Annotated in this window: 18 protein-coding genes; 11 read left to right on the forward strand and 7 right to left on the reverse strand. The window is 72.1% G+C overall.

Annotation, left to right across the window (positions count from 1 at the left end; translation table 11 throughout):
- Window positions 1-288 precede the first annotated feature (288 nt).
- Window positions 289-1,515, forward strand: a complete 1,227-nt coding sequence (locus tag ACZ5GT_RS32030; RefSeq protein ID WP_469033250.1) for a cytochrome P450 family protein — start codon at window positions 289-291, stop codon at window positions 1,513-1,515.
- Between the two features lie 150 nt (window positions 1,516-1,665).
- Here ACZ5GT_RS32030 and ACZ5GT_RS32035 read toward each other — a convergent pair whose 3' ends face one another.
- The gene (locus ACZ5GT_RS32035) at window positions 1,666-2,496 is read right to left on the reverse strand and encodes a helix-turn-helix domain-containing protein (RefSeq protein ID WP_469033382.1); all 831 of its coding nucleotides are present in this window, start codon (window positions 2,494-2,496) and stop codon (window positions 1,666-1,668) included.
- Window positions 2,433-3,233 (reverse strand): hypothetical protein, encoded by an 801-nt coding sequence (locus tag ACZ5GT_RS32040; protein WP_469033254.1) that lies wholly within the window; start codon window positions 3,231-3,233, stop codon window positions 2,433-2,435. Before ACZ5GT_RS32040 ends, ACZ5GT_RS32035 begins: the two co-directional genes overlap by 64 nt.
- A gap of 639 nt (window positions 3,234-3,872) precedes the next feature.
- Here ACZ5GT_RS32040 and ACZ5GT_RS32045 point away from each other — a divergent pair.
- From ACZ5GT_RS32045 to ACZ5GT_RS32060, 4 genes are all read left to right on the forward strand, one after another.
- The gene (locus ACZ5GT_RS32045) at window positions 3,873-4,493 is read left to right on the forward strand and encodes an L-threonylcarbamoyladenylate synthase (protein ID WP_469033255.1); all 621 of its coding nucleotides are present in this window, start codon (window positions 3,873-3,875) and stop codon (window positions 4,491-4,493) included.
- A 534-nt stretch (window positions 4,494-5,027) separates the two neighbouring features.
- Complete coding sequence (locus ACZ5GT_RS32050; protein WP_469033257.1) at window positions 5,028-6,017, forward strand: hypothetical protein; 990 nt, start codon at window positions 5,028-5,030, stop codon at window positions 6,015-6,017.
- Window positions 6,018-6,691: 674 nt separating this feature from the next.
- Window positions 6,692-7,435, forward strand: a complete 744-nt coding sequence (locus ACZ5GT_RS32055; protein ID WP_469033259.1) for a dienelactone hydrolase family protein — start codon at window positions 6,692-6,694, stop codon at window positions 7,433-7,435.
- Between the two features lie 173 nt (window positions 7,436-7,608).
- Entirely contained in the window at window positions 7,609-8,808 is a 1,200-nt protein-coding gene (locus ACZ5GT_RS32060; RefSeq protein ID WP_469033261.1) for a glycoside hydrolase family 64 protein, read from the forward strand.
- 82 nt (window positions 8,809-8,890) lie between these two features.
- On the opposite strand, the gene ACZ5GT_RS32065 is transcribed toward ACZ5GT_RS32060, so the two are convergent.
- A complete protein-coding gene (locus tag ACZ5GT_RS32065; protein WP_469033264.1) occupies window positions 8,891-11,284 on the reverse strand; it encodes a M4 family metallopeptidase in 2,394 nt (797 codons plus the stop codon).
- A gap of 489 nt (window positions 11,285-11,773) precedes the next feature.
- Here ACZ5GT_RS32065 and ACZ5GT_RS32070 point away from each other — a divergent pair, with 489 nt between their 5' ends.
- The 4 genes from ACZ5GT_RS32070 to ACZ5GT_RS32085 all read left to right on the forward strand — a co-directional run bounded on the left by ACZ5GT_RS32070 (window position 11,774) and on the right by ACZ5GT_RS32085 (window position 15,946).
- Window positions 11,774-12,484: an SMI1/KNR4 family protein gene (locus tag ACZ5GT_RS32070; RefSeq protein ID WP_469033266.1), complete on the forward strand. Its 711-nt coding sequence runs from the start codon at window positions 11,774-11,776 to the stop codon at window positions 12,482-12,484.
- Window positions 12,485-12,532: 48 nt separating this feature from the next.
- Window positions 12,533-13,225: an NADPH-dependent F420 reductase gene (locus ACZ5GT_RS32075; protein WP_469033383.1), complete on the forward strand. Its 693-nt coding sequence runs from the start codon at window positions 12,533-12,535 to the stop codon at window positions 13,223-13,225.
- 85 nt (window positions 13,226-13,310) lie between these two features.
- On the forward strand, window positions 13,311-14,813 hold the full coding sequence (locus ACZ5GT_RS32080) for a metallophosphoesterase family protein (RefSeq protein WP_469033268.1): 1,503 nt from the start codon (window positions 13,311-13,313) through the stop codon (window positions 14,811-14,813).
- A 68-nt stretch (window positions 14,814-14,881) separates the two neighbouring features.
- A complete protein-coding gene (locus ACZ5GT_RS32085) occupies window positions 14,882-15,946 on the forward strand; it encodes an LLM class flavin-dependent oxidoreductase (protein WP_469033271.1) in 1,065 nt (354 codons plus the stop codon).
- 1 nt (window position 15,947) lies between these two features.
- On the opposite strand, the gene ACZ5GT_RS32090 is transcribed toward ACZ5GT_RS32085, so the two are convergent.
- Complete coding sequence (locus ACZ5GT_RS32090; protein WP_469033275.1) at window positions 15,948-17,084, reverse strand: TauD/TfdA dioxygenase family protein; 1,137 nt, start codon at window positions 17,082-17,084, stop codon at window positions 15,948-15,950.
- 231 nt (window positions 17,085-17,315) lie between these two features.
- Here ACZ5GT_RS32090 and ACZ5GT_RS32095 point away from each other — a divergent pair, with 231 nt between their 5' ends.
- Window positions 17,316-17,750, forward strand: coding sequence for a cupin domain-containing protein (locus tag ACZ5GT_RS32095; protein WP_469033277.1), 435 nt, complete (start codon window positions 17,316-17,318; stop codon window positions 17,748-17,750).
- Between the two features lie 134 nt (window positions 17,751-17,884).
- Here ACZ5GT_RS32095 and ACZ5GT_RS32100 read toward each other — a convergent pair whose 3' ends face one another.
- The 3 genes from ACZ5GT_RS32100 to ACZ5GT_RS32110 all read right to left on the reverse strand — a co-directional run bounded on the left by ACZ5GT_RS32100 (window position 17,885) and on the right by ACZ5GT_RS32110 (window position 19,721).
- A complete protein-coding gene (locus ACZ5GT_RS32100; protein WP_469033279.1) occupies window positions 17,885-18,352 on the reverse strand; it encodes a peroxiredoxin in 468 nt (155 codons plus the stop codon).
- On the reverse strand, window positions 18,349-18,729 hold the full coding sequence (locus ACZ5GT_RS32105) for a DoxX family protein (RefSeq protein WP_469033281.1): 381 nt from the start codon (window positions 18,727-18,729) through the stop codon (window positions 18,349-18,351). The genes ACZ5GT_RS32100 and ACZ5GT_RS32105 overlap by 4 nt, the downstream gene beginning before the upstream one ends.
- A gap of 341 nt (window positions 18,730-19,070) precedes the next feature.
- A complete protein-coding gene (locus tag ACZ5GT_RS32110; RefSeq protein WP_469033283.1) occupies window positions 19,071-19,721 on the reverse strand; it encodes a TetR/AcrR family transcriptional regulator in 651 nt (216 codons plus the stop codon).
- Between the two features lie 321 nt (window positions 19,722-20,042).
- Here ACZ5GT_RS32110 and ACZ5GT_RS32115 point away from each other — a divergent pair, with 321 nt between their 5' ends.
- A complete protein-coding gene (locus ACZ5GT_RS32115) occupies window positions 20,043-21,515 on the forward strand; it encodes an MFS transporter (protein WP_469033285.1) in 1,473 nt (490 codons plus the stop codon).
- Window positions 21,516-21,678 lie beyond the last annotated feature (163 nt).

Here is a 21,678-nt window from a genome sequence, read left to right on the forward strand (position 1 = left end):
CTGCGGTGGCGGCTGTGACGACGCAGGAGTCGCCCCCCCCCCCTCCCCCCCCCCCCCCCCCCCCCCCCCCCTCTCCCCCCCCCCCCCCCCCCCCCCCCCCCCCCCCCCACGGCAGTTCATGAACAAGCTCAGAAACAAGTTCAGCGACCAGCACGGAAACGATCAGGAATCGGCAATCCTGGCGGCGAAATCCAGCTCAACCGTGCGCGAGTGATCGACGACGGTGTGTACTGTCCTGCGAGCGTCTCCGCGAGGGGCCGCGGACCGTGACCTTCCTGGAGATACGTCGTGACCGTGCCCGCCCGCGTCGCCCTCGATCCGTTCGGCGCCGACATCGCCGCCGAGACCGCCCGCCTGCGTGCCCTCGGCCCGATCGTTCCCGTCGAGCTGCCCGGCTCCATCCCCGCCTGGGCGCCCACCCGCTACGACACCCTCAAGGACCTGATCCTCGACCCCCGGGTCAGCAAGGACCCGCGACAGCACTGGAAGTTGTGGCCGGAGATCGGCGAACACCCCTCGTGGGGCTGGATCCTGGGCTGGGTGGGCGTGATCAACATGCTGTCCACCTACGGCGCCGACCACGCCCGGCTGCGCAAGCTGGTGGCCCCGAGCTTCACGCACCGGCGCACGGAGGTCATGCGTCCGCGCGTCGAGGCGATCACCACTCGGCTGCTCGACGCCATGGCGGCATCCGGCACGGACGTGGTCGACGTCAAGGCGGCGCTGGCCCATCCCCTGCCGATGCGGATCATCTGCGAACTGTTCGGCGTGCCGGACGAACTGGTCGACGACACCGCCCGCCTGATCGCCGCCATCATGGACACCTCCGACACCGGCCCGGAGCACGCGGCCTCGGTGCAGCGGCAGATCGGCACGGTGCTGCCCGCGCTGATCGCCCACCGCACCGAGCATCCCGGCGACGACCTCACCACCGAGCTGATCCGGGTGCGCGACGAGGACGGCGACCGGCTCAGCGACGAGGAACTGCTGTACACGCTGCTGCTGGTGATCGGCGCCGGCTTCGAGACCACCGTCAACCTCATAGGCAACGCGGTCGTCGCCCTGCTGACGCACCCGGAGCAGCTGGCGGCCGTACGGTCCGGGACGATCGGCTGGGACGCGGTCGTCGACGAGACGCTGCGGGTGCACCCGTCCATCGCCGCGCTGCCGTTGCGGTTCGCGGTCAGCGACATCGCCGTCGGCGACGTCACCGTCGCGGCGGGCGACGCGATCATCACCACGTACGCCGCCGCGGGGCTCGATCCGGCGCACTACGGGCCGGACGCGGACGACTTCGACGCGGCCCGCGGCGCCGACGACCATCTGGCGTTCGGGATCGGCGTGCACCGCTGCATCGGCGCCCCGCTCGCCCGCGTGGAGGCGCTGACCGCGCTGCCCGCCCTGTTCGACCGCTTCCCCGGTCTGCGACTGGCCGTCGACGAGGGCGAGTTGCGGCAGGTGCCGTCGTTCATCGCGTCCGGCTGGCAGGAGATCCCGGTGCGGCTGCGCGGGTGAACCCGCGGGGGGCCGACCGGTCCCCCGTTCCGGTCGCGCCCCCGCGGCCCGTCGAACCTACGTCGCCGGCCCGCGCCTTGTGAATCGTGCCGGTGCCCGCCCCGGCGTCCCGAGGACTCACCTGTGCACAACTGCGTCCGGATCGCCCGGCTATGCCCCATGGAGGGCGGGTGGTTCGAGGGCGCCGAGCGCCAGATGGGCGAGGACGACCTCGTAGAGGTCGCTGCCGGCGGCGAGGAGCTGGCGTTCCAGCACCGGTTCCGCGCTGCGGACGTGCTCGCGCACGGTCTGCGCGTGCACGCCCAGGGTCTGCGCGGCCCGCTCGGCGTTGCCCCCGGCGGCGATCCAGGTGCGCAGCGTGCGACGCAGGTCGCGGCTGTCCGCGGCCAGGCGCCCCAGCAGGTCGCCGGCCCAGGTGCGTAAGGCGGCACCGGTGAGGAGGTCGCCGAGCCGGATCCGCGCCGCGGCGTCGGCGTCGTCCTGCGGCGCCTCGGTGAGGCCGGCGTGCGCGTTCAGCGCCAGGTGGACGACGGCGCGGACCGCGAGGTCGGAGAAGTCCGTCCGCAGCAGGGCCTCCACGCGCTCCATGCGGGCGCGGACCGTGTTCCGGCTCACGCCGAGGACCTTCGCGGCGCTGACGGCGGTGAACTCCAGGCCGAGCCGCGTGGTGGCGAGGAGTTCGGCGCGGGTGTGGTGGGCGAGGCCGTCGAGGGGGCTCAGCACCCGGGCGGTCCAGCGGTGCAGCGCGGCCGGGTCCATCAGCCGCTCGGGGTGGGTGCGTTCGGCGTACACGGCCTGCCGGTCGGGCCGGAAGCGGGCGACGGCCAGGGCGCTGACGGCCTGACCGTAGGCGGCGGCGGTGCGGGCGAGGCTCTGCGGGGCGCTGCCGCCGAGGAAGGTGCCGGGCCGCCGGCCGATCAGGGAGCGCAGCTCGTCGGCGGCCGTGTCGCGCGGGGCGAGGACGATGACGTGCGCGTCCATGGCGGGGCAGCGCACCACGAGCACCCGCTCGCCGGTCGCCTCGATGCACTCCTCCGCGGTCCGGTCGCGGTCGTCGACGTGCCCCTCCAGCACGTACACGCACGCGGTGTCCGCGTCGAGCAGGCCGGGCCACAGACCCGCGGCCACCCGGCGCGCTCCAGCACGTACACGCACGCGGTGTCCGCGTCGAGCAGGCCGGGCCACAGACCCGCGGCCACCCGGCGCGCCGAGACGGTGTCCTCCACCATCAACAGTTGCAGGATCGCCAGGCGCAGATCGGCGGCGGCCCGCTCCAGCCGGCGTCCGGCGGCGGACGTCTCCCGCGCCCGGAGCAGCACCTCCAGCACCTGGGCGGTGTACGCCACGATGTCGGAGGCCCGCCGGTCGAAGGGGGTCTCGCGGGAGGCCACGAGCACGCCGGCCGGCGCGGGCCGGGGCCGCGCGACCCGTACGAGACGCAGGTGGCGCCCCTGACCGTCCCATGCGGCGGAGGCGATCCGGCCCGAGACGATGTCGGCGGTCAGGTCCTCCTCCAGCGGCGTCGGGGTGCCCGCGACGAGTGCGCCGGCGCCGTCCTGGAGGCAGGCGGTGCCCCGCACGGCGTCGGCCAGCCAGGCGACGACGTTGCCGACGTCCCGTCCGGTGGGCCGGAGGTGGTCGAGCAGTTGCCGCGCCCACGCCGGGCCGTCGTCCTCCGTCACCGCCGTGGCACGGGTCCCGTCCTTACGGCCAGCCATGTCGGGCTTCCCCTCGTCAAACGCGTCGGCCTCGGCACATCGCTCGGGGACGCTACCGCACACAACCCGGCCAACGCCCGACCTCGCGCCCACGCCCGCCCCCTGACAACGCGGCACCGGTCGTCCCCGAGCCCCACGGCCCAGTCAGGCGCCCGAGCCCCACGACCGGTCGGCGCCCACCGGCACAACCGCCCCTCGGCGCAGCCCAGCCGCTTCCCCCCGGCACAACCCCCACGCCCCCGACGGACAGCCCCACCGTCGCCCGGCGACACAACCCGGTCGGTGCCCGCCGGGCCCCCTCGGCTCCCGACAGCGTCGCCCCGCCGACGCCCGCCGGCACAACCGCCCACTCCCACCGACACAGCGACTTCGCCCCCGGCGCGCCGAGCCCCCTCGTTCCCGCCTGCACGCCACAGCCCCCACGACCCCACCTCGGCCCACCGCCCCCGGCGGCACGGCCCGCCGATCGCGCCGGCACGGTCCGCCCACTCCCCCAGCACAGCCCCGCCCACCCCCTACGACGCAACAGCCCTGTAGCCCACCCCCGACAACGCAGCCGTCCCATCCACACCGCCGGCGCAGCGCCTCCGCGGCCCGTCCCAGTGCGGTCCTCGTGCGGGGACGGCATAAGCTCGGCAGATGGCCAAGTACTTCGACGTGCACCCAGACAATCCCCAGCCGCGCACCATCGGCCAGATCGCCGCTCTCGTCCGCGCGGACGCGCTCATCGCGTACCCCACCGACTCCTGCTACGCGCTGGGCTGCCGGCTGGGCAGCCGTGACGGGGTGGAACGCATCCGTTCCATCCGCCACCTGGACCAACGGCACCACTTCACCCTCGTCTGCCAGGACTTCGCGCAGCTCGGTCAGTTCGTGCGGATCGACAACGACGTGTTCCGGGCGATCAAGGCGTCCACGCCCGGCAGCTACACGTTCATCCTGCCCGCGACGAGGGAGGTGCCGCGGATGCTGCAGCACCCCAAGAAGAAGACGGTGGGCGTGCGCATCCCCGACCACGTCGTCACCCAGGCACTGCTCGCCGAGCTGGGCGAGCCGCTGCTGTCCAGCACGCTGCTCCTGCCCGACGAGGAGGAGCCGATGACCCAGGGATGGGAGATCAAGGACCGGCTGGACCACGTGCTGGACGCGGTGGTCGACTCCGGCGAGTGCGGCACCGAGCCGACGACGGTGATCGACTTCTCGGGCGGCGAGGCGGAGATCGTGCGGCGCGGCGCGGGGGACGTGACACGGTTCGAGTGAGACCGGGGCCGGACGAAGCGGGCATCTCCCCCCGTGGAAACATGGGTGTTCGATCATCCGGCCCCGGTCGGGCCGGTGGTGTGCTCTTCCGCCGTCGACCGCAGAGAGGCAGCCCCTCATGACCTCCGTACAGGGAACAGCCGTCGGCATTCTTCGACTGGACCGGCAGAGCTGACCCCATCGGACCCGCTCGACAGCGCGTCCCCGGCCGTACGGGACCACGTCCGCTGGGTACGGGCCGACTGATCACCGACGTCCGATTGAGCGCCCGATTGACGGGGGCTCAGTGCCGTTCGGACTCAGGCAGAACCAGCCGAGCACGACCCGTGTCATTCTTTACACTCATCTCAATGTCAACGACGGCTTCCCCATGATTTCAGCTGCCAATTGAGCGGACCGATTACCGCAGTGGCGAGGTCACTTCAGGTGTGCTATGTGTGGAATCAGGAGGTCTTGGCTGATTGCGGGGCCGGGTGCAGAACTGGTCAATTGCTCAGCTATGGCTGACGTGACAGTCGCGGGCGGGAGCATCTGATGTCGGACCTTCTCGATGAGACGAAAGTGTTGGACTCGGTCCAGGGGGCCCGGGGGTACCAACAGCAACAACTCCTGACGCAGGTGGAGCGGGACAACGACAGGTTGTTGGAGGCTTGCAGGCTCCGGAAGGATGGTCCGGTCTACCAGAAAGAGGTCTCGAAGCAACTACGCAGGGCGGCGAACGCTGCGTACCAAGCGAGTCAGATCCGGTGGTGGCGCCGCGATGCCACCCTGGAGTTCGCGTGGGGTGAGGTCCATGAGGCTGAATCACAAATCGACCGCATCCTGAAGGATGGCGAGCTCGCTGCGACGGCTCGCGATCTCCTGGTCAAGGCAGGGAAATTGCTTCCGCCGGATGACGAACGTGTCACAGCCGTAAGGCGGGATCTGGAATGGCAGTGCAAGGCCCCGAAACGGTTCCTCGACCCCATCGCTGTCGGGCACTTGGCCCAAGCGGTTGAGGCCAAGGTTGACGAGAGCTACGTACAGACGCGAACCTTCCGCAATCGACTGCTGCTCCTATCCGCCGTAAGCTTCCTCGCGCTCGGCGTTCTCATGTGGGCCCTGTCCATCGGTTCCTACGCACTGACGGTGTCGAATCCTGCATCCCGGGCGGGTTTGGTCCTGCTGGTCGCCCTGTTCGGCGCGATCGGCGCACTGATCAGTACAGTGCCCACAGCAGCAAGGACTGGGGGGACGTGGAATCCCTTCTCGTTGCCGATGCAGCAACTGCTGCTGAAACTCGTGCTCGGACCGATATTCGCCCTGGTGGGCGCTGTCTTGATCACCAGCGACGCGATTCCTGGCATGCAATCTCCTATGTCACTGGGCGATCTGCTGGTCTGGGCAGCGGGTTTCGGCATAGCGCAGCAGGCGGTAACCCGTCTGGTCGACTCGCGAGTCCGTGGCCTGGTGTCGTCGAACCCGGAAGACAAGGCTCCGGAGGACGTCGGCAGCAAGGCCCGGCCTGCGAGCCCCGCCAGCTGACCTCCGGGGTCAGGCGGCGATGTGTTGCCCAGAGCTGCATCATGATCCATAGCAGGTCTGACCGGCCATGCCGTCGAGCATGTACCGCGTCCGGCCGAGGCTCCTGTCGAGGAACATCCCCACGGACCGCGCGTCGAGCGGCTGGGGCAAGCCGAATCGATCAAGCGTAGGCTGCGGCCCCTCGCACACGGCGCGACCGCGGCCGAGCCCGGGGGTGTGCAGTGGCTTCGCGCGGCCCTGCTACGGGAGCGCGGTCGTACCGGCTCCACGGCTGCGCCGGAGAATGTCCGAAGCAGTGGAGGCTGAGCCAAGAAACTGACAGTCTGCCAGGAACAGATGATGCGGAAGCATCACCCGCCCCCGGCATGACCGAGGCGGACCGTGCGGTGGTCGAGACACGACCTGTCGAGTTGCGGGCACGGCTGAACCGGTCGGCCACAAGCGCATGATCGACAGGGCGCACGACGAGGACGCCAGGCGCTGGGACACGAGGGACGGTCCGCGCCGTCAGTCACCGTGGCGGTGAGTACGCCGCCACGAGCGGGTCCGCTCGCGCAGTCATTACGGTCAGCAAATCGGGCCTTGATCCGCATAAGTATCCGGCCGCTGACATGCGGGTATACCCTGCCCTTGGCCGTGTGGCCACGATTGAACTCGACTGCAAAGGTTGAAGAATGTCCATGTCCGTGGACGTCCCCACCGAGGACGGCGTCGCCGACGCCTATCTGGCCCATCCCGGCGACGGCCGCCCGCACCCGGGCGTCCTGCTGTTCATGGACGCCTTCGGCATCCGGCCGCACCTGCGGTCGATGGCCGACCGGCTGGCCGGCGCCGGCTACACGGTCCTGCTGCCCAACACCTTCTACCGTCACGGCCGCACGCCCGTCTTCGAGCTGCCCGAGTTCATCGATCCCGCCGCGCGGCCGGAGATCTGGCAGCGGATCGGTCCGGTGATGCGGTCCCTGACGTCCGACCTCGCCATGCGCGACGCGGGCGCCTTCCTGCGCTGGATGGCGGACTCCCCGCTGGTCGCCGACGGTCCGGTGGCGCTGACCGGTTACTGCATGGGCGCCCGGCTGGCACTGCGCACCGCCGGCGCGTACCCCGACCGGGTCGCGGCCGCGGCCGGCTTCCACGGCGGGCAGCTGGCCACGGACGCGCCGGACAGCCCGCACCTGGCCGCCGGGAACATCACCGCCGAGCTGTACTTCGGCCACGCCGACGACGACCCCTCGATGACGCCCGAGCAGATGAAGATCCTCGAAGACGCGCTGACCGCGGCGGGCGTACGGCACCGCTGCGAGGTGTACCCGGGCGCCCGCCACGGCTACACCCAGGCCGACACGGCCGCGTACCAGAAGGAGGGCGCCGAGCGGCACTGGGCGGTCCTGCTCGACCTGCTGGAGCGCACCTTCTGAGCGCGGGGGCGAGCGGCGCCACCGGCCGGCGCCGTCCGCCCCTCCCGTTCACCTTATTGACATGCACGCGCCCGGATGCCACTTTGAGAGCGCTCTCATGAAGGTACGGACCACCGTCGGCCCACGCCTCGTGAGATCCCCCCACAACTGGTGAACCCCCACGGAGGTGGAGCGTGTTCAAAAAGCCCCTGCGCCGGCTACTGGCACCGGCCGCGGCGGCAGCGCTGCTCGGCGCGGCCCTCGCGGTCCACTCGCCCTCGACCGCCGAGGCGGCGGTGCCCGACACCATCCCCCTGAAGGTGACGAACAACTCCGGCCGCGGCGAGCCGGTCTACATCTACGACCTCGGCACCCAGCTCAGCACCGGGCAGCAGGGCTGGGCGGACGCGAACGGCACCTTCCACGCCTGGCCCGCGGGCGGCAACCCGCCCACGCCCGCGCCCGACGCCGCCATCCCCGGCCCCGCGGCCGGGCAGTCGACGACGATCCGCATCCCCAAGTTCTCCGGCCGCATCTACTTCTCCTACGGCCAGAAGCTCGTCTTCAAGCTCACCACCGGCGGTCTGGTGCAGCCCGCCGTGCAGAATCCGAGCGATCCCAACCGCGACATCCTGTTCAACTGGTCCGAGTACACGCTGAACGACTCCGGGCTGTGGATCAACAGCACCCAGGTGGACATGTTCTCCGTGCCCTACGCGGTCGGCGTACAGCGCTCCGACGGGACCACGGCCAGTACCGGCCACCTCAAGTCCGGCGGCTACAACGGCTTCTTCACCGCCCTGCGCGGCCAGCCCGGCGGCTGGGCCGGCCTGATCCAGACCCGCTCCGACGGCACCGTGCTGCGGGCGCTGTCCCCCGGACACGGCCTGGAGACCGGCGCCCTCCCGGCGACCGTCATGGACGACTACGTGAACCGGGTCTGGCAGAAGTACGCGACCTCGACGCTGACGGTCACCCCGTTCGCCGACCGGCCGGACACCAGGTACTACGGCCGGGTGTCGGGCGGCGTCATGAACTTCACCGACGCCTCCGGCGCGGTGGTCACCAGCTTCCAGAAACCGGACGCCGACAGCGTCTTCGGCTGCCACAAGCTGCTCAACGCCCCCAACGACCAGGTGCGCGGCCCGATCTCCCGCACCCTGTGCGCGGGCTTCAACCGCTCGACTCTGCTGGTCAATCCCGACCAGCCGGACACCACCGCCGCGAGCTTCTACCAGGACCCGGTGACCAACCACTACGCCCGCGCGATCCACGCGCAGACGGCCGACGGCAAGGCGTACGCGTTCGCCTTCGACGACGTCGGCAACCAGGAGTCGCTGGTGCACGACGGCAGCCCGCAGCAGGCATATCTGACGCTCGACCCGCTGAGCTGACGGCCGCTCAGCCGACGCGAAGGACCTCACCCCGCGCCGCGGGGTGAGGTCCTTGTGCTCGTGCTTGTGCGTGTGCGGTGGATCAGCTGGTCGTCAGGGCGGTGTCGTCCACGACGAAGCTGGTCTGGAGCGAGGAGTCCTCGACGCCGCTGAACTTGATGGTGACGGTGGAGCCGGCGAAGGAGGACAGGTCGAACGACTTCTGGGTGTAGCCCGAGGCGGCGTTCAGGTTCGAGTACGTCGCCAGGGTCGTCGATCCGGCGGTGACCGTCAGCTTGTCGTACTGCGTGCTGGTGGTGGTCTCAGCGGTGTCGACGTGCAGGTAGAAGGTGAGCGTCGCCTTGCAGCCGCTCGGGACGGTCACCGACTGCGACAGCGTGTCGGTGTGGGTGGAGCCGTAGCCGTCCAGCCAGGCGTAGTACGAGCCGCCGTGGGCCGACTGGCTGGTGGAGTTGGTGATGACGCCGCTGGAGGCGGTCCAGGTGGTGTTGCCCGACTCGAAGCCCTGGTTGCCCAGGAGCTGGGCCGAGGTGCAGGTGCCGCCGCCGCTGGAGCTGACCGTCCAGGTGAAGGAGGCGGTGCCGGTCGCGCCGGTGGAGTCGGTCACCGTGACGGTGGTGCTGTAGGTGCCCGCAGCCGTCGGGGTGCCGGAGATGACGCCCGTGGAGCTGTTGATCGACAGGCCGGTGGGCAGGCCGCTCGCGGAGTAGCTCAGGGAGCCGCTGTTGGTGCTGCTCGCCGAGATCTGCAGGCTCACCGCGGTGCCGACGGTCGAGGACTGGCTGCCCGGATTGGTCACCGTGACGCCGTTGCTGGGCGGGGTGATGTGGCTGCCGACGTTGATGCCGGCGAAGGCGTTGCCGACTCCGGCGTACTGCGTGGAGCTGGTGCCGTACAGCGCGGCGGCGGCGTTCAGGGCGGCGGTGCGGGCGCCCGCGTAGTTGGTGCTGGACGTCATGTACGTCGTCAGCGCCTTGTACCAGATCTGCAGGGCCGCGGCCCGGCCGATCCCGGCGACCGCGACACCGTCGGAGGTCGGGCTGTTGTAGGTGACGCCGTTGATGGTCTTGCTGCCGCTGCCCTCGGACAACAGGTAGAACATGTGGTTCGCCGGGCCCGACGAGTAGTGCACGTCGAGGTTGCCGACACCGGAGTACCAGCTGTCGGCGGAGGAGCCGTCCTTGCTGGGCTTGTCCATGTAGCGCAGCGGGGAGCCGTCGCCGTTGATGTCGATCTTCTCGCCGATGAGGTAGTCACCGACGTCGGTGGAGTTGTTGGCGTAGAACTCCACGCCGGTGCCGAAGATGTCGGAGGTCGCCTCGTTCAGGCCGCCTGACTCGCCGGAGTAGTTCAGGCCCGCGGTGTTGGAGGTGACACCGTGGCTCATCTCGTGGCCGGCCACGTCCAGCGAGGTCAGCGCGTGGGTGCCGCCGGAGCCGTCGCCGTAGGTCATGCAGAAGCAGGTGTCGTCCCAGAACGCGTTGACGTAGGCGCTGCTGTAGTGGACGCGGGAGTAGGCGGCCACGCCGTCGTTCTTGATGCCGCTGCGCCCGAAGGTGTTCTTGTAGAAGTCCCAGGTCTCCTGGGCGCCGTAGGCGGCGTCCGCACCCGCGGTCTGGGTGTTGGAGCCGGCCCCGGTGCCCCAGACGTCGTCGGAGTCGGTCATCAGGGTGCCGGTCCCCGACGTGCCGTTGTTCAGGTTGTACGTCTTGTGGCCGCCGCGCGTGGTGTCGTACAGCTGGTACGTCGAACCGGACAGCGTGGTGTTCAGCGTCACGGTGCCGCTGTACTGGGTGTTGCCGGTACCGGTCTTGATGTCCTGGTAGCGGCCGAGCTCCTTGCCGGTGGTGGCGTCGGTGATGACGTGCAGCCGGCTCGGCGTGCCGTCGTCCTGCAGGCCGCCGACCACGGTCTCCCAGGCCAGCTTCGGGGTGCCGTTGCCCGCCCAGATCACCTTGCGGGCACTGTCGGCGGCGGGCTGCTTGGCGTCCAGCGCGCGGGCCGTCTTCAGCGCCTTGGTCTCGGCCGCCGCCTTGGTCAGGGTGGCGGCGGTGGAGGCGACCTTGATGGTGCGCTTGCTGTTGAAGGTCGTGCTGACCGTGCCGGACGCCTTGGAGGCGGGCGGGGTGTGCACGACGAGGTCGCCGCCGAGGACCGGGAGGCCGGCGTAGGTGCGCTCGTAACGGGTGTGGACGGTGCCGTCGTTGTCCTTGACGACGTCCTTGACGACGAGCTTCTCCTTGGCGCCCAGGCCGAGCGTGCGCGCGGTGGCGGCGGTCTTCTTCTCCGCGCTCTTGATCAGCGCGGTGCGCTGGGCCGGGGTCAGCTTGGCCTCGAGGCCACCGGTGCGCAGGGGGCTGGGGTGGGCGGCGGCAGGCGTGGCGGTCGCCGGGACCGACTGGATGCCGACGGCGAGCATGGCTGCGGTGGAGACCAGGGCTCCTACCGCGACGCGCTTGCGGGGAATGCGTCTCACTCGTTCTCCTACTGCGACGGCCGCGGGGGCGACCGGGAACAGACCGGGCAGACGGGTGTACTGACCGGGACGAGACAGCTGTGCGGGGCCGTGACGGTGCGACGGGCACGTGGGGGGTGCGCGGCAGTTGAGGATGGCAGGATTGACCAGGTCATGTCAGCCCTGCCCGGGGCATTCGAGGGTTATCCCTCTGTCCGCGCACCGGGAGGGCAGGGCAGCCCCCTGACCAGGGACGGCCCCGCCGCACACGGACGGCGGCCGCTACCGGGCGGGGCGTGGAAGGGCTTCCCGGCGGGGTGCGGAAGGGCGTCTACGCCGGGTGCGGGAGGGCTTCCCGGCGGGGCGCGGGCGGACGTCCCCGCCGGGTGTGGGCGGGCCGCCGGGCAGGGCACGGCCGACCCCTTCCCGCGAGGCACGGACGGGCTTCCCGGCGGGGCGCGGGCGGCGCGCCCGGGCCGGTTGTCAGTGGCGGCGCGTACGGTCTGCCCCATGACCGATCAGTGGTGGGCGGGCGTGCGTCAGCGCGTCGCGGCGGTGGGCGCGGGAGCCGCCGGCGGCAAGGTCTTCGGGGCGGCGGGACACGCGTGGGTGCTGGAGGAACCCCTCACACCCGACGAACTCGCCGGACTCGAGGCACAGACGGGCGTGCGGCTGCCCGAGGAGTACCGGGACTTCCTGCTGCACGTCGGCGCGGGCGGCGCGGGGCCGGCGTACGGCGTCTTCCCGGTCCGGCACGTCGAGGGCCGCTGGCGCTGGGAGGGCGACGGCGCGGACCTGGCCGACCTCGACAGGCTCGCGGAGCCGTTCCCGGAGCACGGCCCGGACCCCGAACTGCTGAAGAGCCTGCACGCGCAGTGCCCCGAGGAGGAGGACTTCGCCGACATCGAGGACTTCGACGAGGCCATGGAGGCGTGGGACGAGCGGTGGTCGGCGGTCCTGTTCGCCCCGGAGCGCACCGCCGGCGCCGTCGCGATCTGCCATCTGGGCTGCGCCCTGCGGGAGTGGCTGATCGTCAGCGGCGACCTGCGGGGCACGGTCTGGTCCGACTGCCGCGCGGACGACGGCGTCCTCGCCCCGCTCCTCGACGAGGACGGCACGCCGCTGACGTTCGCCCGCTGGTATCTGCGCTGGCTGGAGGAGGCCGAGCGGACGACCTCGACCACACCCGCCACCGGCACACGACCCCTGACCGGAACCTGACCGGCAGCAGCCGCTCCCGAGAAGCCGTCCGGTTCGTGGAGACCTAGGCTGGTTCATGTCTTTCGTCACGCGGGAAGGGCGCGGTCCATGCGGGTCTTCATCATCGGCACCGGCAAGATGGCGGGCGGGATCGGCACCCGGGCGCTGACCGGCGGGCACTCCGTGCGGCTGAGCGGCCGGGATCCGGACAGGGCGCGAGAGCTGGCCGAGGAGCTGGTCCGCCGGGTGCCCGGAGGGGACGCGGCGGCCGCCGACGCGGACGCGGTCGGGGAGGCCGACGTGGTGGTAGCGGCCGTGCCGTTCGAGGCCGCCAAGGAGGTCATGGCCTCCTACGGGCAGCGGCTGGCGGGGAAGACGGTGGTCGACATCTCCAATCCGGTGGACTTCTCGACCTTCGACTCCCTGACCGTGGCGGCGGGCTCGTCGGCGGCCGAGGAGATCGCCGCGGCGGCCGCGGCGGGAGTGCACGTGGTGAAGGCCTTCAACACCACGTTCGCCGGGACCCTGGTGGCGGGCGAGGTCGCCGGGATTCCGCTGGACGTGTTCATCGCCGGGGACGACGCGGGCGCCCGCGCGCGGGTCGCCGAACTCGTCTCCTCCGGGGGCCTGAACCCCGTGGACGTCGGCGGGCTGCACCATGCCCGCGAACTGGAGGGGATCCAGCTGCTGCACATGGCGCTGCAGACCCGGCCCGGGGGGCACGGCTGGATGAGCGGCATCAAGATCATCGCTCCCTCCTGACGGGCAGCCAATCTCCGGCGCGGGCAAACCAGTTGATACCTGACCGGCCTCGATCGCCGGCCGCGCTCGTTGTTACCGTGCACCGGTGTCTGACTCTTCACGCGATACCGCCGCGGGCGCAGGCTGGGGAACCGCGGAACCCGGCGAGTACGAGCGGCTGATGCCGCCCAAGGTCGAGAAGCTCTCCTGGCTCAGCCCGAAGACGCTGTGGGCCGCCCGCAACGGCGTACTGGCCTCCTGGTTCGGGGACCCCACGGGCCGTACCCGCAGCCGCTGGGTGGCGCAGCGCGCGGCGGCCGGCGCGCCCGCCGACAAGGTGATCCGGCGCGACGGTCCCGACCCTTTCTCCTTCATGGTCGTCGGCGACACCGGGGAGGGCGACGCCTCCCAATACGCCGCCGTGCCGGGCTTCCTGAAGACCGGCCGGGGAACCGACTTCGCGGTCATCGCGAGCGACGTGATCTACCCGGTGGGCAGCGCGGACGACTACGGCACCAAGTTCTTCCGCCCCTACCAGCACTACCGGGCGCCGATATACGCGATACCCGGCAACCACGACTGGTACGAGGACCTGGGCGCCTTCATGCGCGTCTTCTGCGACGACGCGCCGCCCCTGGCCCCCGAGCCGGCGCCGCGCCCGTTCACCCGCGCCTGGCTGCGCTCACTCCTGTGGCACCGGCCGCGCCCGGCGGACGGTCAGCACCTCGAGAAGGACAGGGAGTTGCGGTCGTCGGCCGACCAGCAGGCCGTACAGCCGGGCCCCTACTGGGCCATCGACGCCGGGCCGGTGCGGATCGTCGGCATCGACACGGGACTGCTCGGCACCCTCGACGCCGAGCAGGGCGCGTGGCTGCGCGAGGTGTCCAAGGGCCCCCGCCCGAAGATCCTGATCACCGGCTCGCCCCTGTACGTGGACGGCGAGCACCACCCCTGCCCCATCGAGGGCGGCGGCACCGTCGACGACGTGGTCCGCGCCCCCGAGCACCGCTATGTGGCAGCGATCGGCGGCGACATCCACAACTACCAGCGCTATCCGGTCCAGGTGGACGGCCGCACCGTGCAGTACGTCGTCTCGGGCGGCGGCGGTGCGTTCATGCACGCCACCCACACCATCCCCCGCGTCGGCGTCGCCGGCGTCACCGAGCGGGACTTCCGCTGCTATCCGCTGCGCGGCGACTCCCTCGCCTTCTACAGCGCGCTCTACGGCCGCCGGCTGCGGCTGCGCCGCTTCTTCGCCCTCACCGAGGCCGAGGCGACGGCGGTGGTCTCGGAGCGCCTGGGCATCCCGCCGACCCGCGCGCCGGGCGGCCCGGTGCGGGTGACGCGGCGGATGCGTCTGCTGGCGAGTCTGCTGGGTGCGGGCGGCCGTCCCGACCGCACCTCGCGGTTCCGGCTCCCGGTGCGCAAGCTCTACACGCGGCTGTTCTCGCCGGGCTCGGCGACGTACAGCCCGCCGTTCTTCAAGCAGTTCCTGCGCCTGGACGTCACCCCGGAGGCGATCCGGCTGCGCTGTCACGCCGCCACCGGCAACCGCGCGCAGGAGGTCGACCCGCCCGTGGAGGACGAGGTGATCATCCCGCTGATCTGATCACATTTCTGCAATGTTCGGCTGCCACAATCGGGACGAGCACTGACGTACGAACGCAGGAGAGTCCCGTGCCGCCCACTCCACGACCGTTGCGCAAGCTGGGCTTCCTCACGATCGGGCTGTTCGACGAGGCGGACCCGCGGCGCGGGCACGAGTCCACGCTGGAGGTCATCGAGCTGGGCGAGCGGCTCGGCTTCGACAGCGCGTGGGTGCGTCACCGGCACCTGCAGTACGGCATCTCCTCCCCGGTCGCCGTCCTCGCCGCGGCCTCGCAGCGCACCCGCCGTATCGAGCTGGGCACCGCCGTGATCCCGCTCGGCTGGGAGAACCCGCTGCGGCTGGCCGAGGACCTGGCGACGGTCGACCTGCTGTCCGGCGGACGCCTCAACCCGGGAGTGAGCACCGGTCCGCCGATGCACTACGAGCGGGTCAGGGAGGCGCTCCACCCGGACACCGGCGACGCCGAGGACTTCGGCTACGAGCGGGTACGGCGTCTGCTGGGCTTCGTGCGCGGCGAGCGGGTCACGGACTTCAGCGGCACCGAGGGATTCGAGGTGTTCTCCAGCCAGGTGCAGCCCCACTCGCCGGGGCTGGGCCGGCGGATGTGGTACGGCGGCGGGAGCCTGGCCTCCGCGCGGTGGGCCGGCGAGCACGGGATGAACTTCCTGACCAGCAGCGTCGTCAAGGCGGAGGGGCCGGAAGGGGCGGCGCCGGAAGGAGCGGGACCGGACGGGGCGGCGGAGTTCGATTTCGCCGGGATCCAGCTGTCGCACATCCGGGCCTTCCGCGCCGCCCACCCCGACGGCGAGGCCGCCCGTGTCTCGCAGGGCCTGGTCGTCGTCCCCACCGACTCCGCGTCGCCCGGACAGCGCGCGAAGTACGAGCGGTACGCGGCCGCCCGGCTGCCCCGCACCGCGTCTCCGCAGGGTCAGGGGCGGCTGCTGTTCGCGCCGGACCTGGTCGGCCCCGCGGACGAGATCGCCGGGCGGCTGTCCGCGCACGCCGCGTTCCGCGAGGTCGAGGAGGTCGCGTTCGCGCTGCCGTTCACCTTCGAGCACGAGGACTACGTGCAGATCCTCACCGACATCGCCACCAAACTCGGCCCGGCGCTGGGATGGCGCCCCGCCGGCTGAGTCACCACAGACCCGGCCGGGTGCCCACGACCGGCTCCGACGGCCGTCCGTCCACCCCGACGGGTACGTCGCCCGCGAGCATCACCCGGTGCATGATCCGCGGGAATCCGAGGTGGGCGCTGTCGGCGGGCGCGAGGTGGATGGTGGCCCGGTTGTCCCAGAAGGCCACGCTGCCCGGCTCCCACCGGAAGCGCACCGTGTACTCGGGCCGGGTCGCCTGCTCCAGCAGCATGTCGAGCACGGCCCGGCTCTCCGGGCGGGACAGGCCGGCGATCTGCTCGACGTAGTAGCCGTTGACGAACAGCACCCGCTCCCCCGTCTCCGGGTGCACCCGCACCAGGGGGTGCAGGGAGGCGACCTGGTGGTCGAGCAGGTGCCGCACGTACGCGTCGTCGCCCGGCCGGGGCTGGTAGCCGACGCCGAGGCGGTGCTCGGCCCTGAGCCCGTCGGCGAACTCCCTGACCGGCGCGGACAGTCCGGCGTAGGCGGCCGCCAGGTTCGACCAGGTGGTGTCGCCGCCGTACGGCGGCACCGTCTCGGCGCGCAGGATCGTCGCCGCGGGCGGGTCGACCCGGGCGCCGTGGTCGCAGTGCCAGCCGCGCAGCAGGGTGGGCCGGCGGCGGTGCAGCCATTCGTCGTGGTCCATGCCGAACCGGCCGCCGAGCTCCAGCCGGTCGGCGGTCGTCTCGACCTCGGGGAAGTCCGGCGGGGAGGCGCTGCCGCGCCTGGGCAGCACCACCGGTTCGCCGAAGCGCCGGGCGAACGCGATGTGCCCGGCGTGGTCGAGGCGCTGCCCGCGGAAGAACACCACCTTCCAGCGCAGTACCGCCGCCCGGACGGCGGCGACCACGGCGTCGCCGAGGTCGCCGGTCAGGTCGACGCCCGTGATCTCGGCCCCGATGTGCCCGGTGACGGGCCTCACTCCGATCCCCGGGGCCTCCGTCCTCGCGGCATCGAGCACCGTGGCGTCGAGCACCGTGTCATCGGTCGCCGTGGCGCCGGTCGCCGTGGCGCCGGTCGCCGTGGCGCCGGTCGCCGTGGCGCCGGTCCCTGCGACATCCATCCCCGCGGCCGCGTCGGGCTCGGTGACCGCGTCGACCGCTGCCGTGTCCCGCCCGGTGCCCCGCTCCGCCGTCATGCGCGCTCCACCGCTCGCTCGTCCGCTCCGGCTCCGGCTCCGGTCGATCCGGGCCCCTTCCCCTTTCTTCTCTCCCCCGGTCGATCACTCCTCACCCCGCCCGTGACGCCGGGAGGCACGACGCGGCCGGGCGCCGGGCGGATGGGACCGTTCCGCCCCCAACTCCCTTGCCGGGCCTCTATGTTCACGGCGGTACCCGTTCGCAGCCCCGCCTCCCGGAAGGTCTTCCGCATGCGCCACGCACTCCGCACCGCCGTCATCGGCACGGTCGTCGCCGGCACCGTCCTGACCTGCGGCACCGCCGACGCCACGCCTCCCGGACCGGGGGTGACCGGCCGGCTGATCAGCCAGACCACGATCGGGGACACCGACTACGTCCTGCGCGAGATCACCGTCCCGCCGGGGCAGAGCACGGGTTGGCACTACCACGACGGAACGCTCTACGGCTTCGTACGGCAGGGCACTCTCACCCACTACCACGCGGACTGCACGGTGGACGGCGTGTATCCGACCGGCACCACGGTCCGCGAGCCGAGCGGGCCGGACGAAGTCCACCTCGGCCGCAACCTGGGCGACACGCCGCTGGTCCTCGACGTGCTGTACGTCCTGCCGCACGGCGCGCCGCTGTCCGAGGACGCGCCGAACCCGGGCTGCGACGTGGAGTGACTCCGCGCGCAGGGGGCTGTCGGCGCGCCGGCGTGGATCTCGTTGCTGACCACCAGGAGGTCGTGGGACCGGACGGCTTCACCCACAAGCCGCCGGACAGGACCGGCGCCTGCCACGACGCCGGTGGGCGGATGTCACGTCCGGTGGGCGCGCAGGGCGGCGAGGGCCCGGTCGGCGTGGGTGTTCATGCGCAGTTCGCTGCGGACCACCTCCAGGACGGTGCGGTCCTGCGCGATGACGAAGGTGACCCGCTTGGTGGGTGCGAGGGTGAATCCCCGCTTCACGCCGAACGCCTCACGCACGGCCCCGTCAACGTCGGACAGCAGCGGCATGCCGAGGCCGTGACGGCCGGCGAACTCCTGCTGGCGTTCGACGGGGTCGCCGCTGACGCCCACGGGCCGGGCGCCGACGGCGGCGAACTCGGATGCCAGGTCGCGGAAGTGACAGGCCTCCGCGGTGCACCCGGCGGTGAGCGCGGCGGGGTAGAAGAACAGCACCACGGGCCCGTCGGCGAGCAGTTCGCCCAGGCTGCGGTCGGTGCCGGTCTCGTCCGGCAGCGTGAAGTCCCCGACCTTGTCGCCGATTTCCGGACGCCCCGTCATGACCGGCCCTCCGTCCCGCGCGCGACGCCACGGGCCCACAGCACGAGGGGCAGTTGCAGCGGCAGGCGTCCGAAGGCCGCGGCCTTCTGCGGTGCGGGGCGGTGGCGCCAGTCCACCGCCATCTTCACGTTCGCGGGGAACACGCCGACGAAGAACGCGGTCGCGGCGAGCGCGGCGGCCTTCCGGGTGCGCGGCACCGCGAGGCCCGCGGCCAGCGCCAGTTCGGCGGCGCCGCTGGCGTACGTCCAGGTGCGGGGGGTGCCCGGCAGGGCTCTCGGGACGATCGCGTCGAACTGGCGTGGCACGGCGAAGTGGGCGGCCCCCGCGGCGGCCAGCAGGCCGGCCAGGAGCAGGGGCGAACGTTCGGACCGGGACACGGTTCCTCCTATGATCGTCTGCGGCGCGATGTTACCGGACGGTAGAGGCCGGCCGGGCCGGCAACGACCCCTTCCGGCCGCGGACCCGGACGCGTCGCGGCTCGGTCCGCCCGGACCTGCCGCCGGCGGAACCCCGGAGCGCGGCCGGACGACCGGCGGAAGATCTCGGCGGTCGCGCCGGCGGAGGGCCCGTACGCGCCGGTGGGCGACGTTCGTCACGGGCGCGTCGTGGGCGGCGGACTTCACGGGCGCGTCGTGGGCGGCGGACTTCACGGGCGCGCCGTGGGCGGCGGACGTGCAGGCTGCCGGGGCGAGTCGCGCAGCCGCCGCGGGCGTCCGCGTCAGCTGCCCGGTGTCACCGGCGCCAGCCAGAGGCCGACGATGGCGTCGGCCAGGCCGGTGGCGGCGTCGTGCCAGGTGGAGCGGGGCGTCGGTCTGCCCTCGGCGAGCGCCCGTTCCCGTTCGGCGGGCATCTGCACGATCAGGAGGCGGGCCATCTCGCCGCGTTCGGCGCGGACCTCGGCGGGCAGATCGGGCAGGCACCGGTTCAGGCCGTCGATGATCTCGCGCAGGGACGGGGAGGCGAGGGACTCCTCCACGACGATCTCGCGCAGCGCCGGGTCGGTCATCAACTGCGCGCAGAACCGCGCGTACCAGGTGGGGCCGCCCAGCTCGCCGAGGTGTTCCGACATGGGGCGCACCAGGCAGTCCACCCAGTCGCGCACGTCGGTGGAATCGCCGATCCCGGCCAGCAGCCGGGCCCGGATCTCCTCGATACGGGTGGCGTGCTTGCGGACGATCGCGCGCACGAGGTCGGCCTTGGTACCGAAGTGGTAGCCGACGACGGTGTTGTTGCCCTGCCCGGCGGCCTCGCCGACCTGACGGTTGGACACCGCGTTCACACCGCGCTCGGCGAACAGCCGCTCGGCGGCGGTCAGGATCAGCTCCCGGGTCGCGCTCACCTGCCGCGCCCGCACCGTCCTGCCGGCCATGATCACCACCGCACCGGGACTTCGCTCCGCCCGCCGGCGGCCAGTCCCTGGAGCCGCCGCGGGTGCGCCGCCGACGCGGCGGCCTCCCGCGCGAAAGCCTACGCAACGGCACGTCACAGGGGTAACGGCCCGCCACGCAGGTCCGCCGTACAGGCACCCGGCACCGCCCGGATACCTACGGCCGTAGCGGCCGTAGCGGCCGTAGGTATCCGCGGCTGTCGCGCGGCCCGGCAAGGACAGCCGCTACAGTAAGTCAATCACCTGCCTTAAATCATGCAGGCGCGCACGGCTCCCCACCACCCCTGATCCGGAGGCACCTCCATGCCCGATGCCCTCGCCGAACCCGCCGACGCCACGGCTTCGGCCCCGCCGCGGCCGAACGCCGTGGTGCCCGTGCTGGCCTTCGCCGGCATCGTCGTATCGCTGATGCAGACGCTGGTCATCCCCATCGTTCCCGAACTGCCCAGATTGCTGGACGCACCCGCGTCGGACACCGCGTGGGCCGTGACCGCCACGCTGCTCGCCGCCGCCGTGGCGACTCCGGTGGTGGGCCGGCTCGGTGACATGTTCGGCAAGCGGCGCATGCTGCTGGTCAGCGTGGTCCTGCTGGTGACCGGCTCCGTGCTGTGCGCGCTCAGCGAGTCGCTGGTGCCGATGATCGTCGGACGGGCCGTGCAGGGCCTGTCGGCCGCGGTGGTGCCGCTGGGCATCAGCATCATGCGGGACGAGCTGCCGCCCGAGCGGCTCGCCGGATCGACCGCGCTGATGAGCGCCTCCCTCGGCGTCGGCGGCGCCCTCGGCCTGCCGACGGCGGCGCTGATCGCCGACCACTTCGACTGGCACGTGCTGTTCTGGAGCTCGGCCGCCATGGGCGCGGTCGCCCTGGTCCTGGTGCTGCTGTTCGTGCCCGAGTCCGCGGTGCGCAGCGGCGGCCGCTTCGACGTGGTGGGCGGCCTGGGCATGGCGACCGGGCTGGTCTGTCTGCTGCTGGCGATCTCCAAGGGCGCCGACTGGGGCTGGTCCAGCGGCCTGACCCTCGGGCTGTTCTCCGCCGCCGTCCTGGTGCTGCTCGCCTGGGGCCGGTTCGAACTGCGCGCCTCCGAGCCACTGGTGGACCTGCGTGCCACCGCCCGCCGCCAGGTGCTGGTCACCAACCTGGCCTCCGTCGCGATCGGGTTCGCGATGTTCGCGATGTCTCTGGTCCTGCCGCAGTTGCTGCAGATGCCGGAGCAGACCGGCTACGGCCTCGGCAGGTCGCTGCTGACCGCCGGCCTGGTGATGGCGCCGTCCGGCCTGGTGATGATGGCGTTCGCCCCGGTGTCGGCCGCGGTCTCCCGGGCGAAGGGACCGAAGGTGACGCTGATGATCGGCGCGCTCGTCGTGGCCGCCGGTTACGGCCTGAACATCGTCCTGATGAGCCAGGTCTGGCACCTCGTCGTGGTGTCCTGCGTCATCGGCGCCGGCATCGGTTTCACGTACGGGGCCATGCCCGCTCTGATCATGGGCGCGGTGGACCTGTCGGAGACGGCCGCCGCGAACAGCCTCAACACGCTGATGCGCTCGATCGGCACGTCGGTCGCCAGCGCGATCGCCGGGGTCGTGCTGTCGCAGATGACGATCAGCCTGGGCGGTTACGAACTGCCGTCGGAGGACGGCTTCAAGGCGGTCATGGGCCTCGGGGCGGGCGCCGCCCTGCTCGCCTTCGTCGTGGCGTCCTTCATCCCCCGCAGCCGGCCCCTGGCCTCGGCCGAGGCCGTGCCCCAGGCGGCAGAGGCATCGGCCGGCGCCTCCTAGGAACCGGCGCGCCGCTGCCCGGCTGCGTCGAGGCGCTCGGACTCGCTTACGCTGCGGCCGAGTTGAGCGGGACCGTGACCGGCCCGTCCTGTCCCGGCCCGTCCCGGCCCGCCCCCTCCCCGGCGGGCCGGCGGTTGCGCCGTCCAGGGGAAACCGGTGGGCG

Source organism: Streptomyces sp. NPDC031340, assembly GCF_055569945.1.

Excerpts from the sequence above, each read along its gene's own strand:
- ACZ5GT_RS32040 (WP_469033254.1), bottom strand. The coding sequence starts at position 3,233 with ATGGCTGGCCGTAAGGACGGGACCCGTGCCACGGCGGTGACGGAGGAC.
- ACZ5GT_RS32045 (WP_469033255.1), top strand. The coding sequence starts at position 3,873 with ATGGCCAAGTACTTCGACGTGCACCCAGACAATCCCCAGCCGCGCACC.
- ACZ5GT_RS32115 (WP_469033285.1), top strand. The coding sequence starts at position 20,043 with ATGCCCGATGCCCTCGCCGAACCCGCCGACGCCACGGCTTCGGCCCCG.
- ACZ5GT_RS32110 (WP_469033283.1), bottom strand. The coding sequence starts at position 19,721 with ATGGCCGGCAGGACGGTGCGGGCGCGGCAGGTGAGCGCGACCCGGGAG.
- ACZ5GT_RS32095 (WP_469033277.1), top strand. The coding sequence starts at position 17,316 with ATGCGCCACGCACTCCGCACCGCCGTCATCGGCACGGTCGTCGCCGGC.
- ACZ5GT_RS32055 (WP_469033259.1), top strand. The coding sequence starts at position 6,692 with ATGTCCATGTCCGTGGACGTCCCCACCGAGGACGGCGTCGCCGACGCC.
- ACZ5GT_RS32070 (WP_469033266.1), top strand. The coding sequence starts at position 11,774 with ATGACCGATCAGTGGTGGGCGGGCGTGCGTCAGCGCGTCGCGGCGGTG.
- ACZ5GT_RS32100 (WP_469033279.1), bottom strand. The coding sequence starts at position 18,352 with ATGACGGGGCGTCCGGAAATCGGCGACAAGGTCGGGGACTTCACGCTG.
- ACZ5GT_RS32090 (WP_469033275.1), bottom strand. The coding sequence starts at position 17,084 with ATGACGGCGGAGCGGGGCACCGGGCGGGACACGGCAGCGGTCGACGCG.
- ACZ5GT_RS32035 (WP_469033382.1), bottom strand. The coding sequence starts at position 2,496 with ATGGACGCGCACGTCATCGTCCTCGCCCCGCGCGACACGGCCGCCGAC.
- ACZ5GT_RS32050 (WP_469033257.1), top strand. The coding sequence starts at position 5,028 with ATGTCGGACCTTCTCGATGAGACGAAAGTGTTGGACTCGGTCCAGGGG.